General features: G+C 38.2%; 21 protein-coding genes. 15 read left to right on the top strand and 6 right to left on the bottom strand.

Annotated features, from left to right (window positions below):
• Positions 1-9 precede the first annotated feature (9 nt).
• The 4 genes from CXF93_RS10610 to CXF93_RS10595 all read left to right on the top strand — a co-directional run bounded on the left by CXF93_RS10610 (position 10) and on the right by CXF93_RS10595 (position 6,471).
• Positions 10-1,635 carry a methyl-accepting chemotaxis protein gene (locus CXF93_RS10610; RefSeq protein WP_101062491.1) on the top strand — a complete coding sequence of 542 codons (1,626 nt, stop codon included), beginning with the start codon at positions 10-12 and terminating at the stop codon, positions 1,633-1,635.
• A 146-nt stretch (positions 1,636-1,781) separates the two neighbouring features.
• Positions 1,782-3,863, top strand: a complete 2,082-nt coding sequence (locus CXF93_RS10605; RefSeq protein WP_101062490.1) for an alpha-amylase — start codon at positions 1,782-1,784, stop codon at positions 3,861-3,863.
• A 266-nt stretch (positions 3,864-4,129) separates the two neighbouring features.
• Positions 4,130-5,809: a methyl-accepting chemotaxis protein gene (locus CXF93_RS10600; RefSeq protein WP_101062489.1), complete on the top strand. Its 1,680-nt coding sequence runs from the start codon at positions 4,130-4,132 to the stop codon at positions 5,807-5,809.
• A 77-nt stretch (positions 5,810-5,886) separates the two neighbouring features.
• Positions 5,887-6,471, top strand: a complete 585-nt coding sequence (locus CXF93_RS10595; protein WP_101062488.1) for a TetR/AcrR family transcriptional regulator — start codon at positions 5,887-5,889, stop codon at positions 6,469-6,471.
• 242 nt (positions 6,472-6,713) lie between these two features.
• Here the strand turns inward: CXF93_RS10595 and CXF93_RS10590 are convergent, their stop codons facing one another.
• Positions 6,714-7,256, bottom strand: coding sequence for a carboxymuconolactone decarboxylase family protein (locus CXF93_RS10590; RefSeq protein WP_101062487.1), 543 nt, complete (start codon positions 7,254-7,256; stop codon positions 6,714-6,716).
• Between the two features lie 261 nt (positions 7,257-7,517).
• On the opposite strand from CXF93_RS10590, the gene CXF93_RS10585 reads away from it, so the two are divergent.
• Entirely contained in the window at positions 7,518-7,787 is a 270-nt protein-coding gene (locus tag CXF93_RS10585) for a DUF3081 domain-containing protein (RefSeq protein ID WP_101062486.1), read from the top strand.
• Positions 7,788-7,800: 13 nt separating this feature from the next.
• A complete protein-coding gene (locus CXF93_RS10580; RefSeq protein WP_101062485.1) occupies positions 7,801-8,016 on the top strand; it encodes a TIGR02450 family Trp-rich protein in 216 nt (71 codons plus the stop codon).
• A gap of 36 nt (positions 8,017-8,052) precedes the next feature.
• On the opposite strand, the gene CXF93_RS10575 is transcribed toward CXF93_RS10580, so the two are convergent.
• Complete coding sequence (locus CXF93_RS10575) at positions 8,053-8,496, bottom strand: DMT family transporter (protein ID WP_101062484.1); 444 nt, start codon at positions 8,494-8,496, stop codon at positions 8,053-8,055.
• Positions 8,497-8,498: 2 nt separating this feature from the next.
• Positions 8,499-8,966: a DMT family transporter gene (locus CXF93_RS10570; RefSeq protein WP_101062483.1), complete on the bottom strand. Its 468-nt coding sequence runs from the start codon at positions 8,964-8,966 to the stop codon at positions 8,499-8,501.
• A gap of 95 nt (positions 8,967-9,061) precedes the next feature.
• On the opposite strand from CXF93_RS10570, the gene CXF93_RS10565 reads away from it, so the two are divergent.
• The 5 genes from CXF93_RS10565 to CXF93_RS10545 all read left to right on the top strand — a co-directional run bounded on the left by CXF93_RS10565 (position 9,062) and on the right by CXF93_RS10545 (position 14,580).
• On the top strand, positions 9,062-9,976 hold the full coding sequence (locus CXF93_RS10565) for a LysR family transcriptional regulator (protein WP_101062482.1): 915 nt from the start codon (positions 9,062-9,064) through the stop codon (positions 9,974-9,976).
• A 154-nt stretch (positions 9,977-10,130) separates the two neighbouring features.
• Positions 10,131-11,405: a DEAD/DEAH box helicase gene (locus tag CXF93_RS10560; RefSeq protein WP_101062481.1), complete on the top strand. Its 1,275-nt coding sequence runs from the start codon at positions 10,131-10,133 to the stop codon at positions 11,403-11,405.
• Positions 11,406-11,597: 192 nt separating this feature from the next.
• Positions 11,598-11,951: a tRNA-binding protein gene (locus tag CXF93_RS10555; RefSeq protein ID WP_101062480.1), complete on the top strand. Its 354-nt coding sequence runs from the start codon at positions 11,598-11,600 to the stop codon at positions 11,949-11,951.
• A gap of 57 nt (positions 11,952-12,008) precedes the next feature.
• Positions 12,009-12,413, top strand: a complete 405-nt coding sequence (locus CXF93_RS10550; RefSeq protein ID WP_101062479.1) for a GNAT family N-acetyltransferase — start codon at positions 12,009-12,011, stop codon at positions 12,411-12,413.
• 214 nt (positions 12,414-12,627) lie between these two features.
• The gene (locus tag CXF93_RS10545; protein WP_101062478.1) at positions 12,628-14,580 is read left to right on the top strand and encodes a transglycosylase SLT domain-containing protein; all 1,953 of its coding nucleotides are present in this window, start codon (positions 12,628-12,630) and stop codon (positions 14,578-14,580) included.
• A gap of 19 nt (positions 14,581-14,599) precedes the next feature.
• On the opposite strand, the gene CXF93_RS10540 is transcribed toward CXF93_RS10545, so the two are convergent.
• Positions 14,600-15,610 (bottom strand): hypothetical protein, encoded by a 1,011-nt coding sequence (locus tag CXF93_RS10540; protein WP_101062477.1) that lies wholly within the window; start codon positions 15,608-15,610, stop codon positions 14,600-14,602.
• A gap of 341 nt (positions 15,611-15,951) precedes the next feature.
• Between CXF93_RS10540 and CXF93_RS10535 the strand changes: the two genes are divergently transcribed.
• Positions 15,952-17,265, top strand: a complete 1,314-nt coding sequence (locus CXF93_RS10535) for an MATE family Na+-driven efflux transporter (RefSeq protein WP_101062476.1) — start codon at positions 15,952-15,954, stop codon at positions 17,263-17,265.
• Between the two features lie 187 nt (positions 17,266-17,452).
• On the opposite strand, the gene CXF93_RS10530 is transcribed toward CXF93_RS10535, so the two are convergent.
• Positions 17,453-17,953: a Spy/CpxP family protein refolding chaperone gene (locus CXF93_RS10530; RefSeq protein WP_232784170.1), complete on the bottom strand. Its 501-nt coding sequence runs from the start codon at positions 17,951-17,953 to the stop codon at positions 17,453-17,455.
• Positions 17,954-18,476: 523 nt separating this feature from the next.
• Here CXF93_RS10530 and CXF93_RS10525 point away from each other — a divergent pair.
• Together CXF93_RS10525 and CXF93_RS10520 are read left to right on the top strand one after the other, a co-directional pair.
• Positions 18,477-18,728, top strand: coding sequence for a hypothetical protein (locus tag CXF93_RS10525; RefSeq protein WP_101062474.1), 252 nt, complete (start codon positions 18,477-18,479; stop codon positions 18,726-18,728).
• 1 nt (position 18,729) lies between these two features.
• A complete protein-coding gene (locus CXF93_RS10520) occupies positions 18,730-19,008 on the top strand; it encodes a hypothetical protein (RefSeq protein WP_101062473.1) in 279 nt (92 codons plus the stop codon).
• A gap of 393 nt (positions 19,009-19,401) precedes the next feature.
• Here CXF93_RS10520 and CXF93_RS10515 read toward each other — a convergent pair whose 3' ends face one another.
• Entirely contained in the window at positions 19,402-19,857 is a 456-nt protein-coding gene (locus tag CXF93_RS10515) for a TerB family tellurite resistance protein (protein ID WP_101062472.1), read from the bottom strand.
• Between the two features lie 367 nt (positions 19,858-20,224).
• On the opposite strand from CXF93_RS10515, the gene CXF93_RS10510 reads away from it, so the two are divergent.
• Entirely contained in the window at positions 20,225-21,952 is a 1,728-nt protein-coding gene (locus tag CXF93_RS10510; protein WP_232784169.1) for a diguanylate cyclase, read from the top strand.
• Positions 21,953-21,973: the final 21 nt, after the last annotated feature.

Here is a 21,973-nt window from a genome sequence, read left to right as displayed (position 1 = left end):
AAGTATGTCATGTCCATTTTATCTAATACTCGTATCGGTGTTCGTTTAGGCGCTAGTTTTTTAGCTATTTTATTATTACTGGCACTTATCAGCAGTGTTGCCTTGTCGCGTATGAATTCACAATCTTTAGCGTCTGCGCAGATGGTCAATCGCGATGTTTCCCGTGTAATCCAAACTAATCAAATTAAAGCCCACGCTCAAAGTGCTGCATTGATCCTATTACAAATATTGCCCACCTCAGATCGTAATGAACGCGTTAAGCTGTATAAAGAAATGGATCTGGAAAACAATAAACTAGATCAATTAATCGCGGATATTACGCTATCTTACGGTAATAACCCGCCAGCACAATTAAGCGTCTTTAATGATATGCGTGCTCACTATTTCGAGACGTTCATTGAAACTGTTGAATATATTGAAATAGATCCCGATTTTGCAATTACTCATTATCATCAGGAGACTCGTCCTGCTTTAGAAGGTCTGCTCAACGCGATTAATAAATTTCAAGAATTCGAACAACAGCGTATGAAGCATGAGCAGCATATTTCTGAAGAAGCGAATGAAATGGCCTTTAACTTAGTGATATCACTTTCTATTTCAGCCTTCGTATTAGGGGCTGTATTAGCTATTACGGTTAGTCGTAGTATTGCTCAACCAATAGCACAAGCGGTAAGTTTTGCCCGTGAAATAGCCAAAGGGAATCTACAACATCAAAAGATTGAAGACCGTCGAGATGAGATCGGTGAATTAAATGATGCGTTAGGTGAAATGCGTAATGGACTATTTAGCTTAATTTCATCGATTAGAGAGTCTTCTGAGCAGATCCAATCTTCGGCAGCCAAATTATCTGAGCCAGTTAATTCAGTAAGTCATGGTTCACTGCAACAAGTAGATTCGGTGAGGGAAATAAGCAACGCTATACTTCAATTTTCTAAGCAAAGTAATCAGTCATCGGGCGCCGCACAGAAAGCCAAAATCCAATCATCTATAGCCCGTGATCTTGCCCATGAAGGTAAAACGATGATTGAAAAAGCGTCTAGCGAGTTTGCGAATATCTCTTATACAGTAAGCCTCTCAGTTAAAGCGGTAGAGGTTTTGCAAGAGCGAGCCGAATCAGTCAGAGAGTTGGTTGTTATTGTCAGTGATATTGCAAAGCAAACGAACCTTTTAGCGTTAAATGCTGCGATTGAAGCTGCTCGTGCGGGTGAAAGTGGTCGTGGATTCTCGGTTGTGGCTGATGAGGTGCGTGCATTAGCTGGCCGTACTGCAAATGCAACCACAGAGATAAATGACGTGATAGATGCAATGGAACAAGAAACCGAAAATGTGGTAGCAAAAATAAGTGTCGGTAAGACAGAAATTGAGCAGGGTGTTTTGATGCTGCAACAAATGGTTGAGCCTTTGGCTAATTTAAATGTAGGCGCGCAGTTATCATTAGAGAGTTTGCAAATGTTAGAGGCGTCGGTGGCTGACCAAGCGAGTGAAAGTAAGCAAATAGAGCTTAATGTTAAATACATCAGTATCAAAGCCAATGAAAATCAAACCGCGATAGATATCGTCACTGATACGACACTCAATTTAAGTGCAATGGCGGATAGCTTATCTGCTCAAGTTCAGCAGTTTAAGTTAGCGTAAGTTTTGACGAAACTAAAACTTTGATCTAGTTAACAATTTGGGGCGTAGTTTGCTAGGAGGATGTTCGACCTGTGATTCCGTTTTATGATGATATTAACTAATAGAATAGCTAATAGAATAGCTAATGGAATAACTAAGGTCGGCATATGAAATTCAATAAGATAAGCCTTGTACTCTTGCTTGCTAGCCCAAGCTTGTTTGCCTCACCCAATCTCACTATTTCAACCAGTACTAATAGTCGAGACTTTCCTCTTAGTAGTGAGTCGCCGCTGGTGGTGCCCCTAACCAAAGCAAGCTACACCTTAAAAGTGACCGGTATTGAAGGAAATTGCATTGCGCAAACAGAGCAAAAGGTAAAGTTTAACCAACCTCTGAGCTTGAATTGCGCTTCTATGACTGAGCTACCGATTAAAATCAGATTTAATGGTGATTACGCCTTTACATTTGATGCAGACAATAAAACACTGTTGATAAAACGCCAGCCCAAAAAATCCACTAAGAAAGCATTCAAACGGCCTTTGCCGCAAGTGCAATGTGACAGTTATGATGGCGGCGAAGTTACTGTTCATCTTGCCGATACTTATAAAGACGGTACGCAATTAAAAGACAAATTAAGCGGACAAGTCGTTACCGTTACCAAGCAGCAAGTGATCCTAACGCCAGCAGTCAATAGTGGCGGATTAATATTATTGGAACCGTTGCATAAACCAGTCAAAGAGGCTGAATTTAACTGGCGTAATGCAAATATTTATTTTGTCATGATTGACCGGTTCAATAATGCCGATACAAGTAACGATAATAGCTATGGACGACGTAAAGACGGTAAGGACGAGATTGGTACCTTTCATGGCGGTGATTTAAAAGGCGTCATAGAGAAACTTGATTATATTAAGAGCCTAGGCACCAATGCTATTTGGCTGTCACCTATTGTAGAGCAGGTACAAGGGTTTGTGGGAGGTGGTAACGCGGGATCGTTTCCATTTTATAGTTATCATGGCTATTGGGCTCGTGATTTTACTAAAATAGATAATAACTTTGGCAATGAAGATGATCTTAAACGTCTGGTTGAAGAAGCACATAAACGCGGTATTAAAGTATTGCTCGATGTCGTTATCAATCACTCGGGATATGCAACCTTAGCGGATCTACAGGGGGATGATATACCTGTGGTTAATCCATCCTCAGATTGGCCTGCACAATGGAGTGATTGGCAGCCGAGCACTGGTCAAAGTTGGCACAGCTTCAATGACAATATCGATTATAACAACGTTGAATGGAGTCGCTGGTGGGGCGGTGATTGGGTTCGTACTGGCTTACCTAATTACCCTAAACCCGGCACTAACGATCGCACCCTGTCTCTGGCTGGTTTACCGGATTTTATAACTGAATCGAGCAAATCTGTCACACCGCCTGAATGGCTATTAAACAATCCCGGTACGCGCGTGATTAGCCGTGACAATTATACCGTTGCCGATTATCTGATTGAATGGCAAACAGACTGGGTAAGGCGTTTTGGTATTGATGGTTACCGAGTTGATACTGTCAAACACGTGTCTGGTGATGTATGGACGCGTTTAAAACAAGCGGCGACAACAAGTTTAGATGACTGGCGTGAAGAGAATGGTAAAACAGGTCAACCGTTTTGGATGATGGGTGAAGTATGGGGACATAGCGCTTACCGCAGTCCTTATTATGATGACGGTTTTGATGCCCTGATCAATTTTGATATGCAGAAAAAGATGGATCAAGGGGCTAGTTGTTTTAGTCAGATGGCTGATACTTACCAAAGTTATGCCGATACACTCAAACAAGAGCCTGATTTTAATCCTGTTAGTTATATGTCATCTCATGATACAGAACTTTTCTTTGGCCGATTTAAGTCTTTTGAAATGCAACGTAACGCAGCTAGTGCACTACTGCTCAGTCCGGGGGCGATACAAGTTTACTATGGTGATGAAGTCGCCAGAAATATTGGTCCTTATGGCGATGATTTCCATCAGGGTACGCGTTCTGATATGAATTGGTCACTCGATGCTAATCGTCAACAGTTACTCAAGCATTGGCAAATACTCGGGCAGTTTAGACAGGAACACCCGGCTATTGGCGCAGGCGAGCACCATGAGATTAAGCAACAAAAAGGTTATGCGTTTTCTCGTACGTTAGGTGCTGATAGGGTTGTCGTGGCATTTGCAGGTAATGTAACTAGTGCAGATAATACAAGCAAATAGCAATAGTTTATATGCTCTACTTCAGTGATTTAAGCTAGCGTAACATGTTGCTCAGCTAACAAATCATGGTAAAAATGTATTTAAATGGGAGTATGACAAGCGCTAAATCCTATTCAACCAAGCATTTTTTGGTGAAACGGCTTCTATTCTTCGTATACGTGATGTAGGGTTTGAAAAGTGTTAACAAAATGAGAGGTTGTTAACACTTGATTAACCATTGCCTAACCGTCATTTTTCGACAGAATTTATTAAAGCAGGGATTTAGCTTGAATTTACTTAAAAACGTAACGCTATCATTTAAAATATCTAGTCTTGTCATGGTCTTACTTTGTTCATTGCTGTTTATCTCTGTCAATCTAATCGTCAATAGTCGAGCCGTTGTCGACAATATTGTCCTCGATTCTGAAATTAGGCAATTTTATTCAAACATCAACAATAAGTGGAAGGACATTCTTAAAGCCTATCAATTCTCAGAAGATGTAGGCATGAAGTTTTCAGCCAGAGCGGTAGAACAAGAAGAACTGGAAGAAGCCACTGATAAAGTTGAAATGCTGATTAATGATTACGTAGCTAGCTTGATGACTGCGAGCAATACCCTCGAAAATGAATGGAATTCGGTACTAGCACTTAGCCAAGCGGACGGCGTATTTTATAGTCGAGACCAACTTGTTGAACAAGCTAAACACCTTAATGCCTCGTTATCAACATTAACCAATGTTTGGCTAACCAAAGCTACTTTTGTCGTGCGTAAAAAAGCGGAAAAGGCGGCTCATCAAGCTTTCCCTCCGGTTGTTGCTACTATTGACGCGATAAATAAAATGCATGATGAATTGGCTAGCATACGCTCAGAACAAATCATCGCAGCTCAAAATAAAATTGTTATCCAATCTATGATCCTCGCAGCCAGTATATTCTTTATCGTCATTATCATGTCTTTATTAATGCTCCGCAGACTGAAGAAAGATTTACAGTCTATTGTGTCTGTCACACATTCCTTAGCCGAAGGGGATCTAAGTCGTTCGATTGAAGCGGGTGATAACCGAGATGAAATTAGTGAAATCAAACGTTCCGTATTTAGCATGACTGATAATCTAAATAGCATTTTTAAATCAGTGACGTCACTGGCTAATAATTTGAATGCCTCGACAGACGGTTTGCTTAATGACAATAAGCAAAGAATTGATGACGCAGAGTTTCAACACTCACAAATGACCAAACTTTCAGGATCCGTCGATGCGCTGTATAGCGTTTCAACCCAAGTGTCTGAACATGCCGACGGCGCACTGACTAAGTCAGATGATGCGATTGAATCTGCTATAAAAGGGAAAGTCATTGTTAATGAAACAATTGCGTCTATTGAAAGCCTAGCGGGAGAAATTGAAAACTCGGTATCAGCCATTCAACAGCTGGATACTGAAGCTGACAACATTACCAGTATTCTCGAGGTCATCAAGAGTATTGCTGAACAAACCAATCTGCTGGCATTGAATGCCGCTATTGAAGCGGCGCGTGCAGGTGAGCAAGGTCGTGGTTTTGCAGTTGTGGCTGATGAGGTTAGAAACTTAGCCAAACGGACACAAGACGCGACAGCAGAAATTCAAGTCACACTCGAAACACTTAAGCGGAGTACGCTGGTGGCTGTATCAACCATTAATAACAGCCATACCAAATCACTGGAAAGTGTTAAGCATGTATCCAATGCGGGTAATGTGATCGATGAGATTAATATGTCTGTTAGCCAAATTAAAGACATTGCTAAAGATACATCGGCGGCGTCACTACTGCAGACAAATACACTTGATGAGATCCAAACCAATGTTAACGATGTGAATCAAGTCACCGCAGAAAACACCACGCGTGCTCAAGTATCAATGACCTCGGCGTCTTCATTATCAGACCTAAGCAAAGAGTTACTGAGTTCGATTAGTTACTTCAAATTAAAGTAGCGGCAAACACTTTCTTTTAACGTCTAAAATCGTTATTATTGAACATGTGTTCAAAGCTGATTGTTGAGTAACTAATTATGGCTAAAACTGCAAAATTTGATCGACAAGATGTGATTGAAAAAGCAACCAATTTGTATTGGGAAAAAGGCTTTCATGCCACGTCAATGAGAAACCTACAAGACGTAATTGATATGCGTCCGGGTAGTATTTATGCGGCATTTGGTAGTAAAGAAGGGCTATTTAAAGAAGTATTAAACAGATATACCGAGATGGGTATCGCGCAAATTGCTGAATGCAAAGCAAATACACCTTCTGCACTTGACGCATTAAAACACTTTATCACTTTGATAGTGGTAGATAGTCAGACATCTGCACCTAGCGGTATGTGTATGTTGGCTAAAACCGTGGCAGAACTGACAACCGAGAATGCAGAGTTACTCGCTGAAGCTAAGAAAATGCTCGGCATTATGGAAGCGCAGTTTGTTACCTTAATTGAAGAAGCACAACAGCAAGGTGAGTTGAGCAAAACGAAAGATCCCGCTCAGCTAGCGCGTTTTGTGCAAGTACAAATTATGGGTTTCAGATCTTATGCCATTGCCAGTAACGGGACCGCGCCACTTGTTGAGATGATTGATGAGATGTTCATTACGCTAAAAAGCTAAGCTGACGCCAATCATTAATAATGATAAATAGCAGACGCTAAAGCAAAAAAAGCCAATGATTCGTCATTGGCTTTTTTGTTGGTTGCAGTTTACTTGTGGTTATAATTCAGCGGCAAGTTCTAACAATGCTTGTTTGTACGTTCCAACTGGCTGTGTAGCGGTTAATACACTTGTACGATTAAATACACAGTCGGAACAGTTGATACCTTAAGCGCTACAACAGTGCTTCTTGATCTGTGATATTACCAAGCAAACTTTTCAAATACTTGATCTACCGGTGTTTGAGCAAGGTGGTTAGTGTAGTTGCTCATTACTTTTTGTGCCAAACCTAACACAATTTCTAACAGTTGCTGTTGGCTGTAACCCGCAGCAAAGAATGGCTGCATTTCTGCTTGAGAAATAACACCACGATTACGCACCATTAATAATGTTGTGTCGTGCAGCACTTGCAGTTTTTGTGTCGGCATTGGCTCTTGATTACGCAAGGCTTCTGTTAACTCTGGTGCTACTTTCATCATATGAGCAATACCAGTATGAGCAGGCACACAATAAGTACAGCCGTGCTCAACGTTGATTGTTTGCCATACTACGGTTAGCTCTTCTGCATTGAATGATGATTCGATGAATAGTTTGTGCAGTACTTGGTAGCCCTCAAGCAGACCTGGTGCTTCGGCCATAACAGCATGGAGGTTAGGAACTATGCCGTTAGCTTTCAGTGATTTTTCTAGGTTCGAGCGGCTTTTTTCTGGCGCTGATTCAATAGAATGAATTGTAAATGCAGTCATGGTGTATTCCTCAATTATTTAAGTGGTTTAGTACGACTCTGTGCCGATAAGAATAACTATAATTGAATTGGAACGAACGTTCAATATCTTTATTGAGCGTTCGTTCAATTTTAATTCATCCATCGAATCAAAATTTTTGTATAGATTGATCCTTTTGCCTTTTTAGTTCGTATATAACAGTGGCAATAGGTAAATAGAATCATCGATACGTGACTAAAAATTAATAAAGCCAGTGCTAAATTTCTATAAATAGGAGTAGTTATGGATGTGAACCGACTAGAAAAGCGAAATCTATTACAAGTATTTAATTTAATCACCGCTAAAGGCTGCAAGTCTGATGGCGCTTATGAGTATTCAGGTATCCGCGCATCCCATGATTTCGACGGCTATACGTGTTGGTTAACGTATAAAGATTTGACTATCACCTTGTTATTTCACGGGCCATACGATTTTGACTATAAAGACAAAGATACCGTAGACATATTTTTTAGAAAGATATCAAAGTTGTTGTCTGACCAAGACAACCTATAAAAAGGATCCAAATATGAACAGTATTAATCCTAAAGCTTTAATGCTCAGTAAATGGACCAAGGTTGATGTGAACAACAAAGAAAAGCATTTTATCGTTACGTTAGTTAAATTTGATGAACATAAAAAGGTGATTGAATGCGTGATAGAAGCGGTGATAAGTAAAAACGAGTACCCAATAGACTGGCGTGAATTGAAATTGAGTGATAAATGGCTTATTGGTTGGCAATAGTTGTCATCTAACCATTTACCAACCACTTAACTTAGGTTACGACGCAAGACTTGTGCGCTTGTGTTGTATCATTTGCTTTAAATATACCCCGATGACAATAGACATAACACTCAGTACTTTGATGAGTAACTCGCTGGGTGAGTTTGTCGATGAATCCAAAAATAATCCGAAGCACATTTGGCCACCAATAACCAAAACCATTGTATTAGTTGAGCCTAGATGACTCATGGCAAGACTGTTAATGGCCACATAAATAGCACCAATAAACCCACCGAGATAAACCCACATGTTTTGACCATCTGAAAGTTGCGGAGGTTCAAATAATAAAATCATCACAATTGAAAGGAATATAAAACCTGTAATATGATTTACATATGAAGCCTTAAATGCACCAGAATAGCTGGCTAACTGTCCGTTCCATATACGACTTATCGCGATACAAAATCCATTCAATAATGCCAGTAAAATAAAGAGAGTCATCTTTAATACCTCAGTGAAATGATTAGTATTGAACCGAAAACAACCAACGAAATAGGAAGTAGTTCTAAAAGAGTAAATGTTCTTTTTTCTAGACCAAATAGTCCCAATGTTTCACAAAATATAGAGCAGACTAATTGTCCGATTAATCCCAATGCCAGCGTTCCTGATAAACCGATAACGCTATTAACGGTTACCGAAGCTAAAATGACGGTAAATGCCCCAGGTAAACCACCTAAGTAGTATAACTTAGGTGGCTTACCTTGCATTTTAGTCAGTGGTGACCCAACAGCTTCCTTAGCTATTTGATAAAGTCCGAATGCCACAACACTCCCTAGACCATGTGCAACCCATGACGCGTTGATTGCCGATGTTTCTAACGCGAGTTGGCTGTTGATATTAATCATTAGAGCCAATAAGCCCCCTCCGGCGATAGCCAATATTGAATATCTGTTAATCTTTATTTTTTTCATTTTTTACTCTCCCTTGTTTGTTAGCACTTTAATTGATTGGCAAATGAATGATAATATCTAGTTTAGATAATCATTGGTGAGCAAAGGTTGACAATATGAAAGAGAATTTTTCGGCGATACCAGTGTTTGTTGCTGTAGTAGAGAGAGGCAACTTCTCGTTAGCAGCGGAAACGTTGGGTATGACAAAATCAGCGGTAAGTAAAAGGATATCGGTTTTAGAAGATAATCTTGGCGTGCGGTTATTTAATCGAACAACCAGAAGCATCGCTCTAACTGAAGCTGGCGAACGATTTTCGGATTATGCGAGGAATGCTGTCGTTATTGCAAACGAAGGTTTTGCTGCGTTGAATAATCTGCAAGGGATACCTAAAGGAACTTTAAAAATAAACGCCCCGATGACTTTTACACGCTTGCATATCGTACCTTACATAAAAGAATTCTTAGATTCATACCCTGATGTGAAGATTGTCTTAAGTATGGATGATCGAGTCGTAAGCTTAGTTGATGGTGGTTATGATGTCGGGATTCGAATTGGTGAACTTGAAGATTCGTCGTTGGTTGCCAAAAAACTTACTGATTGTAAAAGTGTGCTTTGTGCATCGCCAGCATATCTCGATCAACACGGTACACCATCAAAACCAGATGATTTATCTCATCATAATTGCATCAATTACAGCCTATTTCAGGCAGGCGCGGAATGGACTTTTTACAAAGATAATAAAAAGCTAAAGGTAGAACCTAAAGGCAATTTTATCGTGAATAATAGTGATGCTATATCAGAGGTATTACTGAATGGATTAGGTATTTGCCAAATGCCAACCTTTATCGTTGCAGAACACTTGAAATCAAAAAAACTTATTACATTCATGGATGAATACGCGCTGCCAAAACATGCCATATATGCTGTTTACCCAGAGAGAAAGCACCTTCCTGAAAAAGTAAGAGTATTCATTGAGTTTATTAGCCATAAATTAGGTCATGGGGTCGGTTATTGGGATGACCCTGATTAAATACCGCGACACTTGGGTACTACATCGTTTCAAACTCGGTTTATTAACTGATTGAATGACATTACGGCAGGCTTTGAACGATTTCACTAACTGAATAGGGCATAAATGCGCTAAAATACTGGGCTATTATCTTATTCTTGAGTCTTTTATATTAATGACAACTGCAACAGCACCAACTAACTTCACTGAACTGGGTCTTATTTCGCCTTTATTAACGCGATTAACTGAGCTGGAATATCAGCAACCTACACCAATTCAAGCACAAGCTATCCCAAGTGTATTAGCTGGACGTGATTTAATTGCAGGGGCTAATACTGGTTCAGGTAAGACAGCTGCTTTTGCACTGCCTATGCTGCAAGACTTATTTACAGAAAAGCAAAACAGTACTAAATCAAAAGGTAACTATGTAGCTGGACTTGTTTTGGTTCCAACTCGTGAACTTGCGATGCAGGTTGCTGACAGTATCAAATCTTATGCGTCACATTTAAACGGCGAAATTAAAACGGTTGCTGTGTTTGGTGGTGTTTCTGTTAATACCCAGATGCTTGCATTACGTGGCGGCACAGATATTTTGGTTGCAACACCAGGTCGTTTACTTGATTTGATTTCAAGCAATGCCATTAAACTAGACATGGTTAAAACCTTAGTGCTAGATGAAGCTGATCGCATGTTAAGCCTAGGCTTTACCGAAGAGCTATCTGCATTGATGGCGTTAATGCCAAAACAAAAACAGATTTTATTGTTCTCAGCTACTTTCCCTGAACAAGTAAAAGCGTTAACTGAAGAATTGCTTAACGATCCACTTGAAATTCAATTGCAAAGTGCAGACGCGAGTACGTTAGTTCAACGTGCATTTAGCGTTAACCAAGGCGAGAAAACTGCCTTATTAGCGCATTTAATCAAGAAGAACGAATGGCGCCAAGTGCTTATCTTCGTTAACTCTAAACACAGCTGTAATCACTTAGCGGAAAAACTGGCTAAACGTGGTGTTACTTCACAAGTATTCCATGGTGATAAAGGACAGAGCGCACGTATTCGAACGCTTGACGGATTTAAAGCTGGCCAGATCCACGTATTAATCGCGACAGATATTGCCGCTCGTGGTATCGATATCGACAAACTACCAGTCGTGATCAACTTTGACTTACCAAGAAGTCCAGCAGACTACATGCACCGTATTGGTCGTAGTGGCCGTGCTGGTGAAGTTGGTTTAGCATTATCACTTATCGACCATGTGGATGCGCACCATTTCAGCATCATCGAAAAGAAAAACAAAATCAAACTTGAGCGTGAACAAGAAGCTGGTTTTGAAGTCGATGAAGCTGTTGAAGCATACGTTCCTATGGCACCACCAGAAGGTAGCGGTAAGAAAAAGCGTAAAAACAAAGCGCCTATCAACGCTGACATCTGGTCAAGAGATTCAGAGTAGCGTAAAATAGAATAGAGCATCACCCTGAATATTTTGACAATCGACAGTTAAAATAGAATAGGGCGTTTGCATTAAAATCAAAAAGCCCCGTTAAAATTCATTGTTTTAACGGGGCTTTTTAGTTTTATAATAATCTCTATCAATAATTACGTATACTGTTAGGCTAAACGCCTAAACAATAAGGAATTACATATGAATCCAGCCCCTATAAAGGAATTAATTACCTTCGACGACTTTGCTAAATTAGATATACGAGTTGGTACTATCACCAAGGTTTCGGAAGTTGCTAAATCAAATAAACTGATGAAGCTAACAGTTGATTTTGGCGATCATACACGTTCTATCCTTTCAGGGATTAAACAAGAGCGAGAAAACCCTCAGGAACTTGAAGGTAAACAAGCATTATTTGTTGTTAACCTACCAGAGCGAAAAATGGCTGGAGAACTATCACAAGGCATGTTGTTTGATATTGGTTATGAAGATAAGATCACGCCATGTTTAGCGATGCCAGAGAATACAATACCGAATGGCTCGAGAGCCGGTTAGGTTAAACTTATTATCATGTAATAAATGGTCTAATTCCTTATAGAGTCTGAAACTAATATGGATATTCGCATAATTTCTTGGCAACAAGCAATCCCACTTCGCCATCAGGTATTGTGGCCAAGTAAACCACCAGAGTATTGCCATGTCGATGGCGATGTTAAGGGCTTACACTTTGGTGTTTTTATCGACGAGACCATTATTTGTGTCGCATCTGTTTATTTAGATCAAAACAAAGCGCGTTTACGTAAATTTGCGACGGATGCTAATTATCAAAATCAAGGCATTGGTTCTAAAATGTTAGCGCATATCATTCATTATCTGAAAAGCACTAAAACAGATTTTTTCTGGTGTGATGCTAGAGAATCTGCAGTCGGTTTTTATGAACGATTTGATATGAATAAATCTAGCGAACGTTTTTATAAAGCTGACGTTGCTTATTTCAAAATGGAAATAGCTTTATAAACCAGTGCAAGAGCATGCAACAAGCTTGGTTGGCAAATGAGGACATTGGTATTCAACCTATTTACTTATAAGGTACGCGGCCTGAATTAATAGCGCCATAATAACGTCTGTGTTAAGTTAATACATTGTAATTTTAGTTAGCTGCGTTTTAAGTATAATGCTTTAACAGCTATCCCTCTCTGAGTGAAAGCACAGAGTATCAGGCGGAAACACGATGAAAATATTTGTTATATCCTTGTTTTTATTTTCATTCTCAAGTGTTGCGACTTCACTTACGTGGGATCAGCAAAGAGGCCTATATACGCAAGCTGTGGATTTACAATCACAGGATATGTGGTTAGAAGCGTTACAAAAAGCAAAGCTTATCCCTGGGTATCCATTAACTTACCTCCTTGAATATAAACAGCTTAAAGCGCACTTTAGCCGCGAAAGTTTGTTTGCAGTACAATCTTTTATAAAGGATAACCTTGATCGTCGTGCCAGTTATGACCTGCAGCGAAGTTATTTATATTACTTAGCAGAAAACCAATATTGGGATGAGTATCTGTCTTTTTATCCGCGGATCCCCAACTCAGTCGACTTGAAGTGTTTTCATTTTCAGGCTCGACTAGCGAGTGACCAAGCTGATGAAATTTGGACTGATGTACAAAAAACCTGGTTAACGGGCTCTTCCTTGCCAAATGCTTGTGATAGTGTTTTGGAGTATTACCTTGATAGTAAGCAAATATCTCAGTCATTAATTTTGCAGCGTTTTCATTTAGCTTATGTGAATAATAAAACAGCCCTGATGTCCTATTTGATCACCTTGATGGACAAGAAAAATGAGCAACTGGCTGAGCAGCTATATGCACTGCATAAAACACCGGCTACTTTATTGAATAACCCTCTATTTACTAGCACTTTGTTTAAGGACTCTTTATTCAATAACAAAAAACATCCTAGCAATGACTTTTTAGCTGCAAGTATTAAACGTCTTGCTAAAAAGGATATTGAATTAGGATTAAGTGCATATCTTGCTTACGAACCTGAACTTTCTTTAACATCGGTAGAACAAGACAATTTAAAAAAGTATCTTATATCGCGCATTATGAGTCGTGATGCAATAACCTTGTTTCCTTGGTTAGATAAAACGCTTTCGGCTCTAGGGGATGTAAAACTAACGGAGCGCAGGATCCGTTATGCGATTAGATTAAATAATTGGCCCGATATAGAATATTGGCTAGCGCAACTAGGCGAGACCAAACCACTGGATAGTAAATGGCTGTATTGGCAAGCACGGGTATTGGAAAATAAACAACAACAAAGTCAGGCCGATAAACTTTATCAAGACATCGCGACGGAGCGTAATTACTACGGCTTTTTGGCCGCGCAGAAATTAGGTTTGGATTACCAATTTAATCCCAATATCGTCAGTGAACAGCAACAAGACTTAGATCACCTGAAAACACAGCTGGCACATATTGATGAACTGTATTTCCATCAACATATGTATTTACTTAAACGTGAGTGGCGAGTCTTAATTAGCAATCAAAGTATCAATTTGCAAAGGCAGTTAGGCTTATTTGCCTTTCAAAAAGGGTGGGCTCATCTTTCGGTCGTTGCAAGCATCCTTTCTAAAAGTTGGAGTGCTTTGAATATTCGTTTCCCTGCAGCTAACCCTCAGTTGTTTTATGCTAATGCTGAAAGATATGAACTCGATTCAAGCTATATTTACGCTATTACGCGCCAAGAAAGTTCTTTTGACGAGTATGCTAATTCTCCGGTCGGGGCTCGGGGTTATATGCAGCTGATGCCACAAACGGCAAAAGAGACAGCACGTAAAATCGGCTTGAAAGATTATAAGAAGAGATCACAATTAACCGATGGGGATATCAATGTACAGTTAGGCACAGCCTATTTTGATGGCCTACTTAAGCGTTATGAAGGGAATAGGGTACTTGCAACTGCGGCATATAATGCAGGTCCAAATCGAGTTGATCGCTGGCAAGGCAGTGAAGAAGGTAGGGCAGAGAAAGGCTTAACCATGGATAGTTGGATTGAAGCCATTCCCTATAAAGAAACCCGACGTTATGTCAAAAATGTTTTAGTCTATAACGTCATTTATCAGCATATTTTAGATAAACCGCTTGAGTTTCTTAAGCCTAAAGAGATCAACGCTCGGTTTTAATTTTGTATATTCGTTTCAATCATTCGCCTTTTATATCAGGTACATCCATTGTATAACTTGCGAGTCTAGTACGGCTATTACTAACAAATGAATATACGGTTCCATCGTAGTAAATTACACTTGGGAAGCTCGATTGTTCTCCCCATAATGTATATGGCGTACTATGGAATATCTTGTAAAGGCTGCGGCCAAATTGTGTTTCACTTAGTTCATTACGAACATGGACCCACTTTTTGTCATTCTTCGTATTGAAAAGTTTAACACTGCCATCTTCTTCTTTACTTAAATCGCCAGCATAGAAATGAATACGATAGGAGTCGGTACCTTTAGTCTGCCATGCGATGTCTTTATCAACTAATGCTCTTACTGGTGAGTTAACTGATACCGGAGCAAATCCGTTATTAAAGCTAACTAAGGCTACAAACTCGTCGGGTTGATAGATATAAGTTTGATTTAAGGTTGTCTGATGCGGTTTTTTGAAGTGGTGTAGTGAACGGGTTGTTTCACATCCATCGATACATTTAACGTCCCATTTCAAAGTATCGGCTAAGGCATTGATACGTTTCTGAGTCTGTTTTATCAGTGCTATTTTGGCTTCTTCTTTAGTGGTTATTGGTTCACCTTCGAAAGAGCCTTTGATCCATGCTTTGCCTGTATACTCTGAACTTCCATCAGAAAATTCACCAAAGATAAGACTTGTGGCAATGACGGCAGCTTGAACCACGTGGCCCGATTGTGAATGAAGATCTCCAGCAATAAGATGAGTAGTTGTTCCTGCAATTGATCCTTGTGTAACCGCGTTGAAACCAGTATAAATTTTGGATTTCGTAATTTTCTCTATTATTTCAGCTCGGTTGTCATCCTCCATAAGAGCTCGAGATAGATAACTTACTTTATCTATCTCATCAGAACGACTTTCATCTTCTATGCGCTCTCTTTCTGGATATGCTCTAGTGTCTTGCCTAAATGGTGTTTTAGCTGCGCAACCTGAAAGTAATATGCTTGTTGCTAATATACTGATTAAAAACAATTATTCATGAAAACCTTAAGGAATATGTATTATCAAAAATGGTTTATACCTTAAGTTAAAGTTAATTGCATGCTAAATTACTACTAATGAGGTGGTCGTCATGTTTTACCTCGAAATAGCTCATAAGTGGTTGAAAGTGGACATTAAACTGATGATTTTTTTATTATTTACGATCAAAGAATAAGCTGTTAGTTTGATACGCATATCTATAGCTCTTTGTAATCAAAAGTAAATTTTATACTGTTTATATTTATAGTAAAATTCAATAACCGTATCGATGTAAACTCATCACCAGCGGTTACATTATTTATAATTGGAAACTAATAACCTAGGGACGAAGAGTGTTTTTAAACCGAAACAAAACGATCAACTATAAACTGCTGTTGGTTCTAATACTGACTAGCTTGATCCCCTTAGTTTATTCCACAACGAGAATACATTTTCTAGGTAGTTTACCTGATGCGTGGGCGTTCAGTATCGCATCGCAAGTGGCATGGCTGAATGTCAGTTATGAAGTGTTGAGAGAAGCACTACTACTGCCACTTATGTACATTCTTGGGCAATCTATTGCGGAGGATAACTCCTACCAAAAAAGGGTATCAACTTCTTTAAGCGTTTTCGTTTTATCATATTTAGTTATGACACTGATCGTTGTTTTTTTTACTCCCGCATTAGTTAAGGCAATGCAACAGCAGGACGTTATATTCGAACAAACGGTTAACTACATCCGGTTAGAGTCCATTGCGATATTTGTTTCTAGTCTCTTTGCCTTTTTTAATCTTGTTCTTGTTTTAAAGAATAATCAAAAAGCGCTTTGTGGGCTGCTTTTTATCCAAACGGTACTGATTATTATATGTGACACAGTTTTCGTTAGTCAGTTATCGTTTTCATTGCAGCTTGGTGTAAATGGTATCGCAATGACCAACATCTGCGTAAACCTTGTCTTAGGAATCGTTTCCTATGGCTATCTTAAGAAGAGCGGCGTTAGCGTTCATAGTGTTACCTTTCTGAATCAGTCGTGGTTAAAGGAATGGCTAAAGATAGGTTCAAAGTCAGGTTTAGAGTCATTAGTTCGTAATACTGCGTTTATTGTCATGGTGCTTCAGTTGATAAACCAAGTACAACAGTCAGGTCCATTTTGGGTGACAAATAATTTTATTTGGGGATGGTTGTTATTACCTGTTCTTGCTCTAGGGCAACTGATTAAACAAGATGCGGCAACAAATAATGGTATGACAGAGCAGCGAGTTAATCACTATTTAATACTAACAGGTGGGATAGTCGTCATATGGCTTGTTACAATTCCTGCTTGGGAGAGCTTTATCCGGAATATTATGGGGGTAGGTAATTCAGAAGAAATCATGCGGATTGCTTTGTTGATGATTGGTTTCTATGTAATATTTGCATTGAATAACGTTATTGATAGCTACTTTTATGGTATTGGCCGTACGGATTTAATGCTTTATCAATCTCTGTTAGTTAACAGTCTATTCTATGGCGGAGCATTTATTGCTTATCAAGTCGGATGGTTTGAACCTACGTTAGATCGAATTGCAGTCATGTTTGGTTTGGGTATGACGATTGATGCCATAATCACATTTTTCTTATATTTCTGGTTAAGAAAGCAATCAAATAAAGTTTATGCTGTTGCTTAGCCATGCTTTTTCTGACGTCACATTCCTTTGCTAGCAGTGATAAATGTGTGCATTATCGTTTTATGTTTAATAGGCCTGCTTTGTCCTGAGATCAAAAAAGCCTCCAATGAGGAGGCCAATTTTAATAAACTACTGCAACTACACAAATTAATAACTGTGGTGATATTATTTTGTGGGTTAACAATTATTAGTTACTTTCAAATATCAATGACTTCAACGAAGATTTAAACTTAGTTTTCTGACCTTCTGTTAGTACATTATAAATATTATTTTTTAGTCGCATCTCATCCATCAGAAGCTGTTTTTGCTTACCTTGAATCATATCGATTATTGACTCTAATTTAGGTTCATCGAGTTTAGTCTGAGTAATTAAGCGTAGTTGCTCTTTTTTTAGTTCTATCACTTTTTCCACATCAATAACTGGACGAGACTCTTGATACTTATCAATAAATGAAGATATTTCATTTTTTTGATCTTCCGTTAACTCCAGAGAATCAACGATTTCCTGTAACGGAGTTTGGTTTACTTGCTGCGAGGGTGAAGCACTGACCAGTGGCACTGCAACTAAACTGGCTGAAAAAATTACTATAGAAAACATCTTATTTAAAGATCTCATTTTTATTTTCCCTTTATTATATGTTGCTACCATGAATATAAGAGGAGCATTGATAGCTTGACCGTTTAACAAATAATCCGATTATTCACAATAATTATAGAAGCATATTATTAATATGCTTCCAGGATTGTAGTGATATATGAAGTGGTAGAGTAAGTTTTGCCATAAACTAAGAGGCTAAAACCACATCGTATTACGACACGATATGACATTTAGCGTACTAACTCCTACCAAATATGATTTCAAGTGTATGGCGGCCTAGGAGTATAAAAAATAGAATAGGGCGCTTGCGTCAAAATTTCATCCATCCTCGTTAAATCATTCATTTACGGCCTATTAGCATGCTCTATATAAAAGACTTTCAGCGCTATTAACAACAAGCTCAATAAAGGTCATATTTACGATACTCTACGTGAAATCAGATCTCACGTAGCGCACGGTTTTTTGATATCAGAATGAAGTATTACAACGTTACTTTTAAACTTTTATAATGTTAAAAGTAACGTTATGATTTACTGGCGGTTCTTTAGCTGGTCACGTTGAAGAAAATGTAAATACTAGATTACTAGCACCAAGAATTGAAAATCAGACGGGCATGTGGATTCGAGAAAATGATGATGGTTCAGCACAAATAATGTCACATGGTCAGCCAGATTCTCATTGGAATTACTTTAAAGTTGAGATCTACGAGAAACAAGAACGGCTTAGTGAACAAGAGCCATTTACTTATAAATACGTTGGCCAAGAAGAAGTTTCACGATGTGAATCTAAAACTAAATTAGGTAAGCGTTGTAAGAATCGAGCCGTTACAGCTCAGGAAAATTGTCCAACACATACGGTGAAATAATATGACTGAACATGAATTAATTATCGCAAATGATCATCTATCAGACAGTGCTTTATTTTACCGTTCTGGTGAACAATGTTATCCAGTGAGCAAAGAAATTTCTATCGAGTTCGATGACATTAAAGAATCAATTTTATTCCTGCATGAAGAATTACTATCACAAGATTTTACCGATGGTGATGAACAAAACTTCATTGGTTATGCAAAAACATTCGCATGCTTGAAAGAACTAGAATACTTGAAGTCAGATAAAAACATTACTAATCAAACAGCTAAATAGAAAACGCGCTGTGTGAAATCTACAATAACTATACTGGCAAAACATTTCAGATTTCACGTCGCGCACAGGTTTTTGATATCAGAATGAAGTACCAGGGACAATATTTTGCTATCAATACCAATAATCTCAAACCGGACATCTCTATCTGGGTTTATACAACACTGCGCATAATGTATATTATGTTAAATAAGCATGACCTAGCAATAACTTCACGAACACCATTTGATTGATCTATCCTAATTTAGCCTTTCATATTTAACACTTGGTTATTTACCATAAAGTATATGATATGCATCTAAATGATTACATCATATTTTATCCAAAATATGATGTAATCAAATAGCTTCAAACATATAAAACCAAACACCGGGTTGAGATTGGTTTTATAACTGCTTATGATTGATCTGGATTCGCGACTAACTTGGCTTTTATATAATCTGTCTGTGTGACGTAAATAAGATCTGCGACTTGTCTGATTAATGATTCTTCATTTGGATCAATAACGCCATCTGCATAAGCCACACACCACATTGATTCAATGAGCTCATACCTTTGCTTGTATTCAACATTTCTTAGCTTTGATGTAAATTCATAAATAGATACTGAGTCGTCACTTTTCTTACTCGCGATAACTAGCAGCTCGTTTGCTCTGTCATTATCGATATCAAGTAACAATGACAGTTGATGTGCTTTAGCTACGGTTTCTTTGTCGTTAATATCACTATCTACGCTAGCAACTTCACATAACAATGCCGCCATAGATAACTCAAATTCATGTTTATCTATAACATTCGGTAAAGATGCGTCATCTGATAATTGCTTAAACAAATTGTGTAATGCTTTAAACATACATGTATCACTCTTATTAATAGAAGGAATTGTTGCTGTGCATTATTTTAAGACAACAAGATGTATAAAAAGTTGTGATCTATTCCCTACTTTGATTTACCACTTATTGATAGCAAGCATTGTTATATGATTGTTTGTATTCATTAATGATAAAGTGTTATTTATGCGACTAAACAACTGTTTTTTATATAAAATAATCAAATGCAGGTCATTGTTTGTTATTATTCATAACTCATTGATGGTTTATTTATAAAGTATCAATCCAATAGAGTTTGATATGGATAAATCTTCTTAGGTGAATATGTTGCATTTAAAACTACAACCCAAACTCTTCATTTCGATGATTTATCCACTTTTGGCATTGACTATGATCAGCTTAATATATGTTGGTTATTCTGATTATAAGTACATTAAAAAAAGTACTTACCAACAAGCTGAAAACAATTTAGATATTGCTAACGAATACCTGAACCAACATTTTAATGCAGTGAACAATCAGCTGTACCTGCTTGGAGAGACATATAAGTATAACTATAATCTAACCGAGTTTTTATTAAGTGCTCAACACTTACTTGATAATGAAACCAAATACTTAGAGATTGGATTGTTCACATCTAAAGGTGAGTATTACGCGACGAATTATGTTTATAACCCTGACGCTGATGATAACCGTTCTCGCGCTTGGTTTAGTGATGAAATGGATTATGACAAGTCATTTATCTCAAATCTTTATCAAAGTGAACAGACAAATAAATGGACTGTGGCAATTGTCCGTTTATTGAAGCTCAATAACGGTGGATCAGTGAGAATTGTCCTAGAACTCGATATCCTCGGTCTCTATGACAAGTTATCGCTGCTTAAGACATTGATGCACGGTTATGTTTATGCTGTTGATACTAAAACAGGAAGCATTGTCATGCACCCTGACCCATCGCGAATCTCGACCAGATCAGTCAGCGTTACCCCCGCTGTACTCGATAGTATCGTCAGCAATTCAATGTCAAAAAATACCATTAACTATACTTATCAAGGCGAAGATAAATTCAGTATTTATGGGGCGGAAAATCAATTTGGTTGGGTACTGCTGTCAAATTCAAGCAACACCTATATGACTTATAAAGCATTAAACATCGGTGCGGTATCTTTTGCCTTGTTCGCCATTTTAATGGTGATCTTAATTAGCTTCTTTATTTCTAATCGAATACACAGCAAAGGACAAGTACTGTCAGGTTCAACCAGGCTAGAAGATATTTATGTTGTCTTGTCACAAATGGCAAGTGAACTGATTCACTTTGATAACATGTTTTTCTTTATACACAACCCTTATAGCCAAGAATTTGAAGAACCAATTCAAAATATTAGGCTCAATGAAAACGATGTATTTAGTGAGGTTACTGATGACAAAGTTAACGTCTCAAAAATGGTTAATCCATTAATACCTGATATTTTATCGACACAACGTTGTGTCCGTATTCCACTTTATAATAAAGGCAATCTTGTCGGTGTTATCTACCTGACTAACAGTAATTTAAAAACGCTGCATTTCATGAATATTTTTCGTAACTACGCGCAAAGTGCACTGATCAATATGTTACTGACTCAAAAAATACGCAGTGAAGATTCAATGACACAATTGACAAATAAGGCATATCTAAGACAGCAAATGGGCACGAAGATTAAATCTAAGACTGCTGATACCTACCTAGCAATGATCGACTTAGATGATTTTAAAATAATCAATGATACCAACGGTCATCTGTTTGGTGATCTCGTCATTATTAAAACCGCCGATATGCTTAAACATTACTTTAATCATAAAACCGTTACATCTCGATATGGTGGTGAAGAGTTCGCGGTACTTTTTCATGCTGACGATGAAGATCAGGCATACAAAAAATTAGATGAATTTCGTTATGGCATTGAAACTATGATTGTCAGTTCTGAAGATAAACAATGCCAGTTCACCGTTAGTATTGGCTTTGTAAAACTACGTACAAGTGTCGACATGACTATTTATGATGCTGACAAGGCCTTGTATTTAGCCAAAAACAATAGTAAAAATAAGGTCTACCAATCAATTGAGCTTACTAATTAATTGGAGGAGCATTAATAATGC

It is taken from the genome of Moritella sp. Urea-trap-13 (genome assembly GCF_002836355.1).
Lineage (GTDB): Bacteria > Pseudomonadota > Gammaproteobacteria > Enterobacterales > Moritellaceae > Moritella.
The sequence above is the reverse complement of the archived record's forward strand: the minus strand, read 5'-3'. Positions and strand labels throughout refer to the sequence as shown.

Excerpts from the sequence above, each read along its gene's own strand:
- CXF93_RS10610 (WP_101062491.1), top strand. The coding sequence starts at position 10 with ATGTCCATTTTATCTAATACTCGTATCGGTGTTCGTTTAGGCGCTAGT.
- CXF93_RS10605 (WP_101062490.1), top strand. The coding sequence starts at position 1,782 with ATGAAATTCAATAAGATAAGCCTTGTACTCTTGCTTGCTAGCCCAAGC.
- CXF93_RS10595 (WP_101062488.1), top strand. The coding sequence starts at position 5,887 with ATGGCTAAAACTGCAAAATTTGATCGACAAGATGTGATTGAAAAAGCA.
- CXF93_RS10590 (WP_101062487.1), bottom strand. The coding sequence starts at position 7,256 with ATGACTGCATTTACAATTCATTCTATTGAATCAGCGCCAGAAAAAAGC.
- CXF93_RS10585 (WP_101062486.1), top strand. The coding sequence starts at position 7,518 with ATGGATGTGAACCGACTAGAAAAGCGAAATCTATTACAAGTATTTAAT.
- CXF93_RS10580 (WP_101062485.1), top strand. The coding sequence starts at position 7,801 with ATGAACAGTATTAATCCTAAAGCTTTAATGCTCAGTAAATGGACCAAG.
- CXF93_RS10575 (WP_101062484.1), bottom strand. The coding sequence starts at position 8,496 with ATGACTCTCTTTATTTTACTGGCATTATTGAATGGATTTTGTATCGCG.
- CXF93_RS10570 (WP_101062483.1), bottom strand. The coding sequence starts at position 8,966 with ATGAAAAAAATAAAGATTAACAGATATTCAATATTGGCTATCGCCGGA.
- CXF93_RS10565 (WP_101062482.1), top strand. The coding sequence starts at position 9,062 with ATGAAAGAGAATTTTTCGGCGATACCAGTGTTTGTTGCTGTAGTAGAG.
- CXF93_RS10560 (WP_101062481.1), top strand. The coding sequence starts at position 10,131 with ATGACAACTGCAACAGCACCAACTAACTTCACTGAACTGGGTCTTATT.
- CXF93_RS10555 (WP_101062480.1), top strand. The coding sequence starts at position 11,598 with ATGAATCCAGCCCCTATAAAGGAATTAATTACCTTCGACGACTTTGCT.
- CXF93_RS10550 (WP_101062479.1), top strand. The coding sequence starts at position 12,009 with ATGGATATTCGCATAATTTCTTGGCAACAAGCAATCCCACTTCGCCAT.
- CXF93_RS10545 (WP_101062478.1), top strand. The coding sequence starts at position 12,628 with ATGAAAATATTTGTTATATCCTTGTTTTTATTTTCATTCTCAAGTGTT.
- CXF93_RS10525 (WP_101062474.1), top strand. The coding sequence starts at position 18,477 with ATGTGGATTCGAGAAAATGATGATGGTTCAGCACAAATAATGTCACAT.
- CXF93_RS10520 (WP_101062473.1), top strand. The coding sequence starts at position 18,730 with ATGACTGAACATGAATTAATTATCGCAAATGATCATCTATCAGACAGT.
- CXF93_RS10515 (WP_101062472.1), bottom strand. The coding sequence starts at position 19,857 with ATGTTTAAAGCATTACACAATTTGTTTAAGCAATTATCAGATGACGCA.
- CXF93_RS10510 (WP_232784169.1), top strand. The coding sequence starts at position 20,225 with ATGATCAGCTTAATATATGTTGGTTATTCTGATTATAAGTACATTAAA.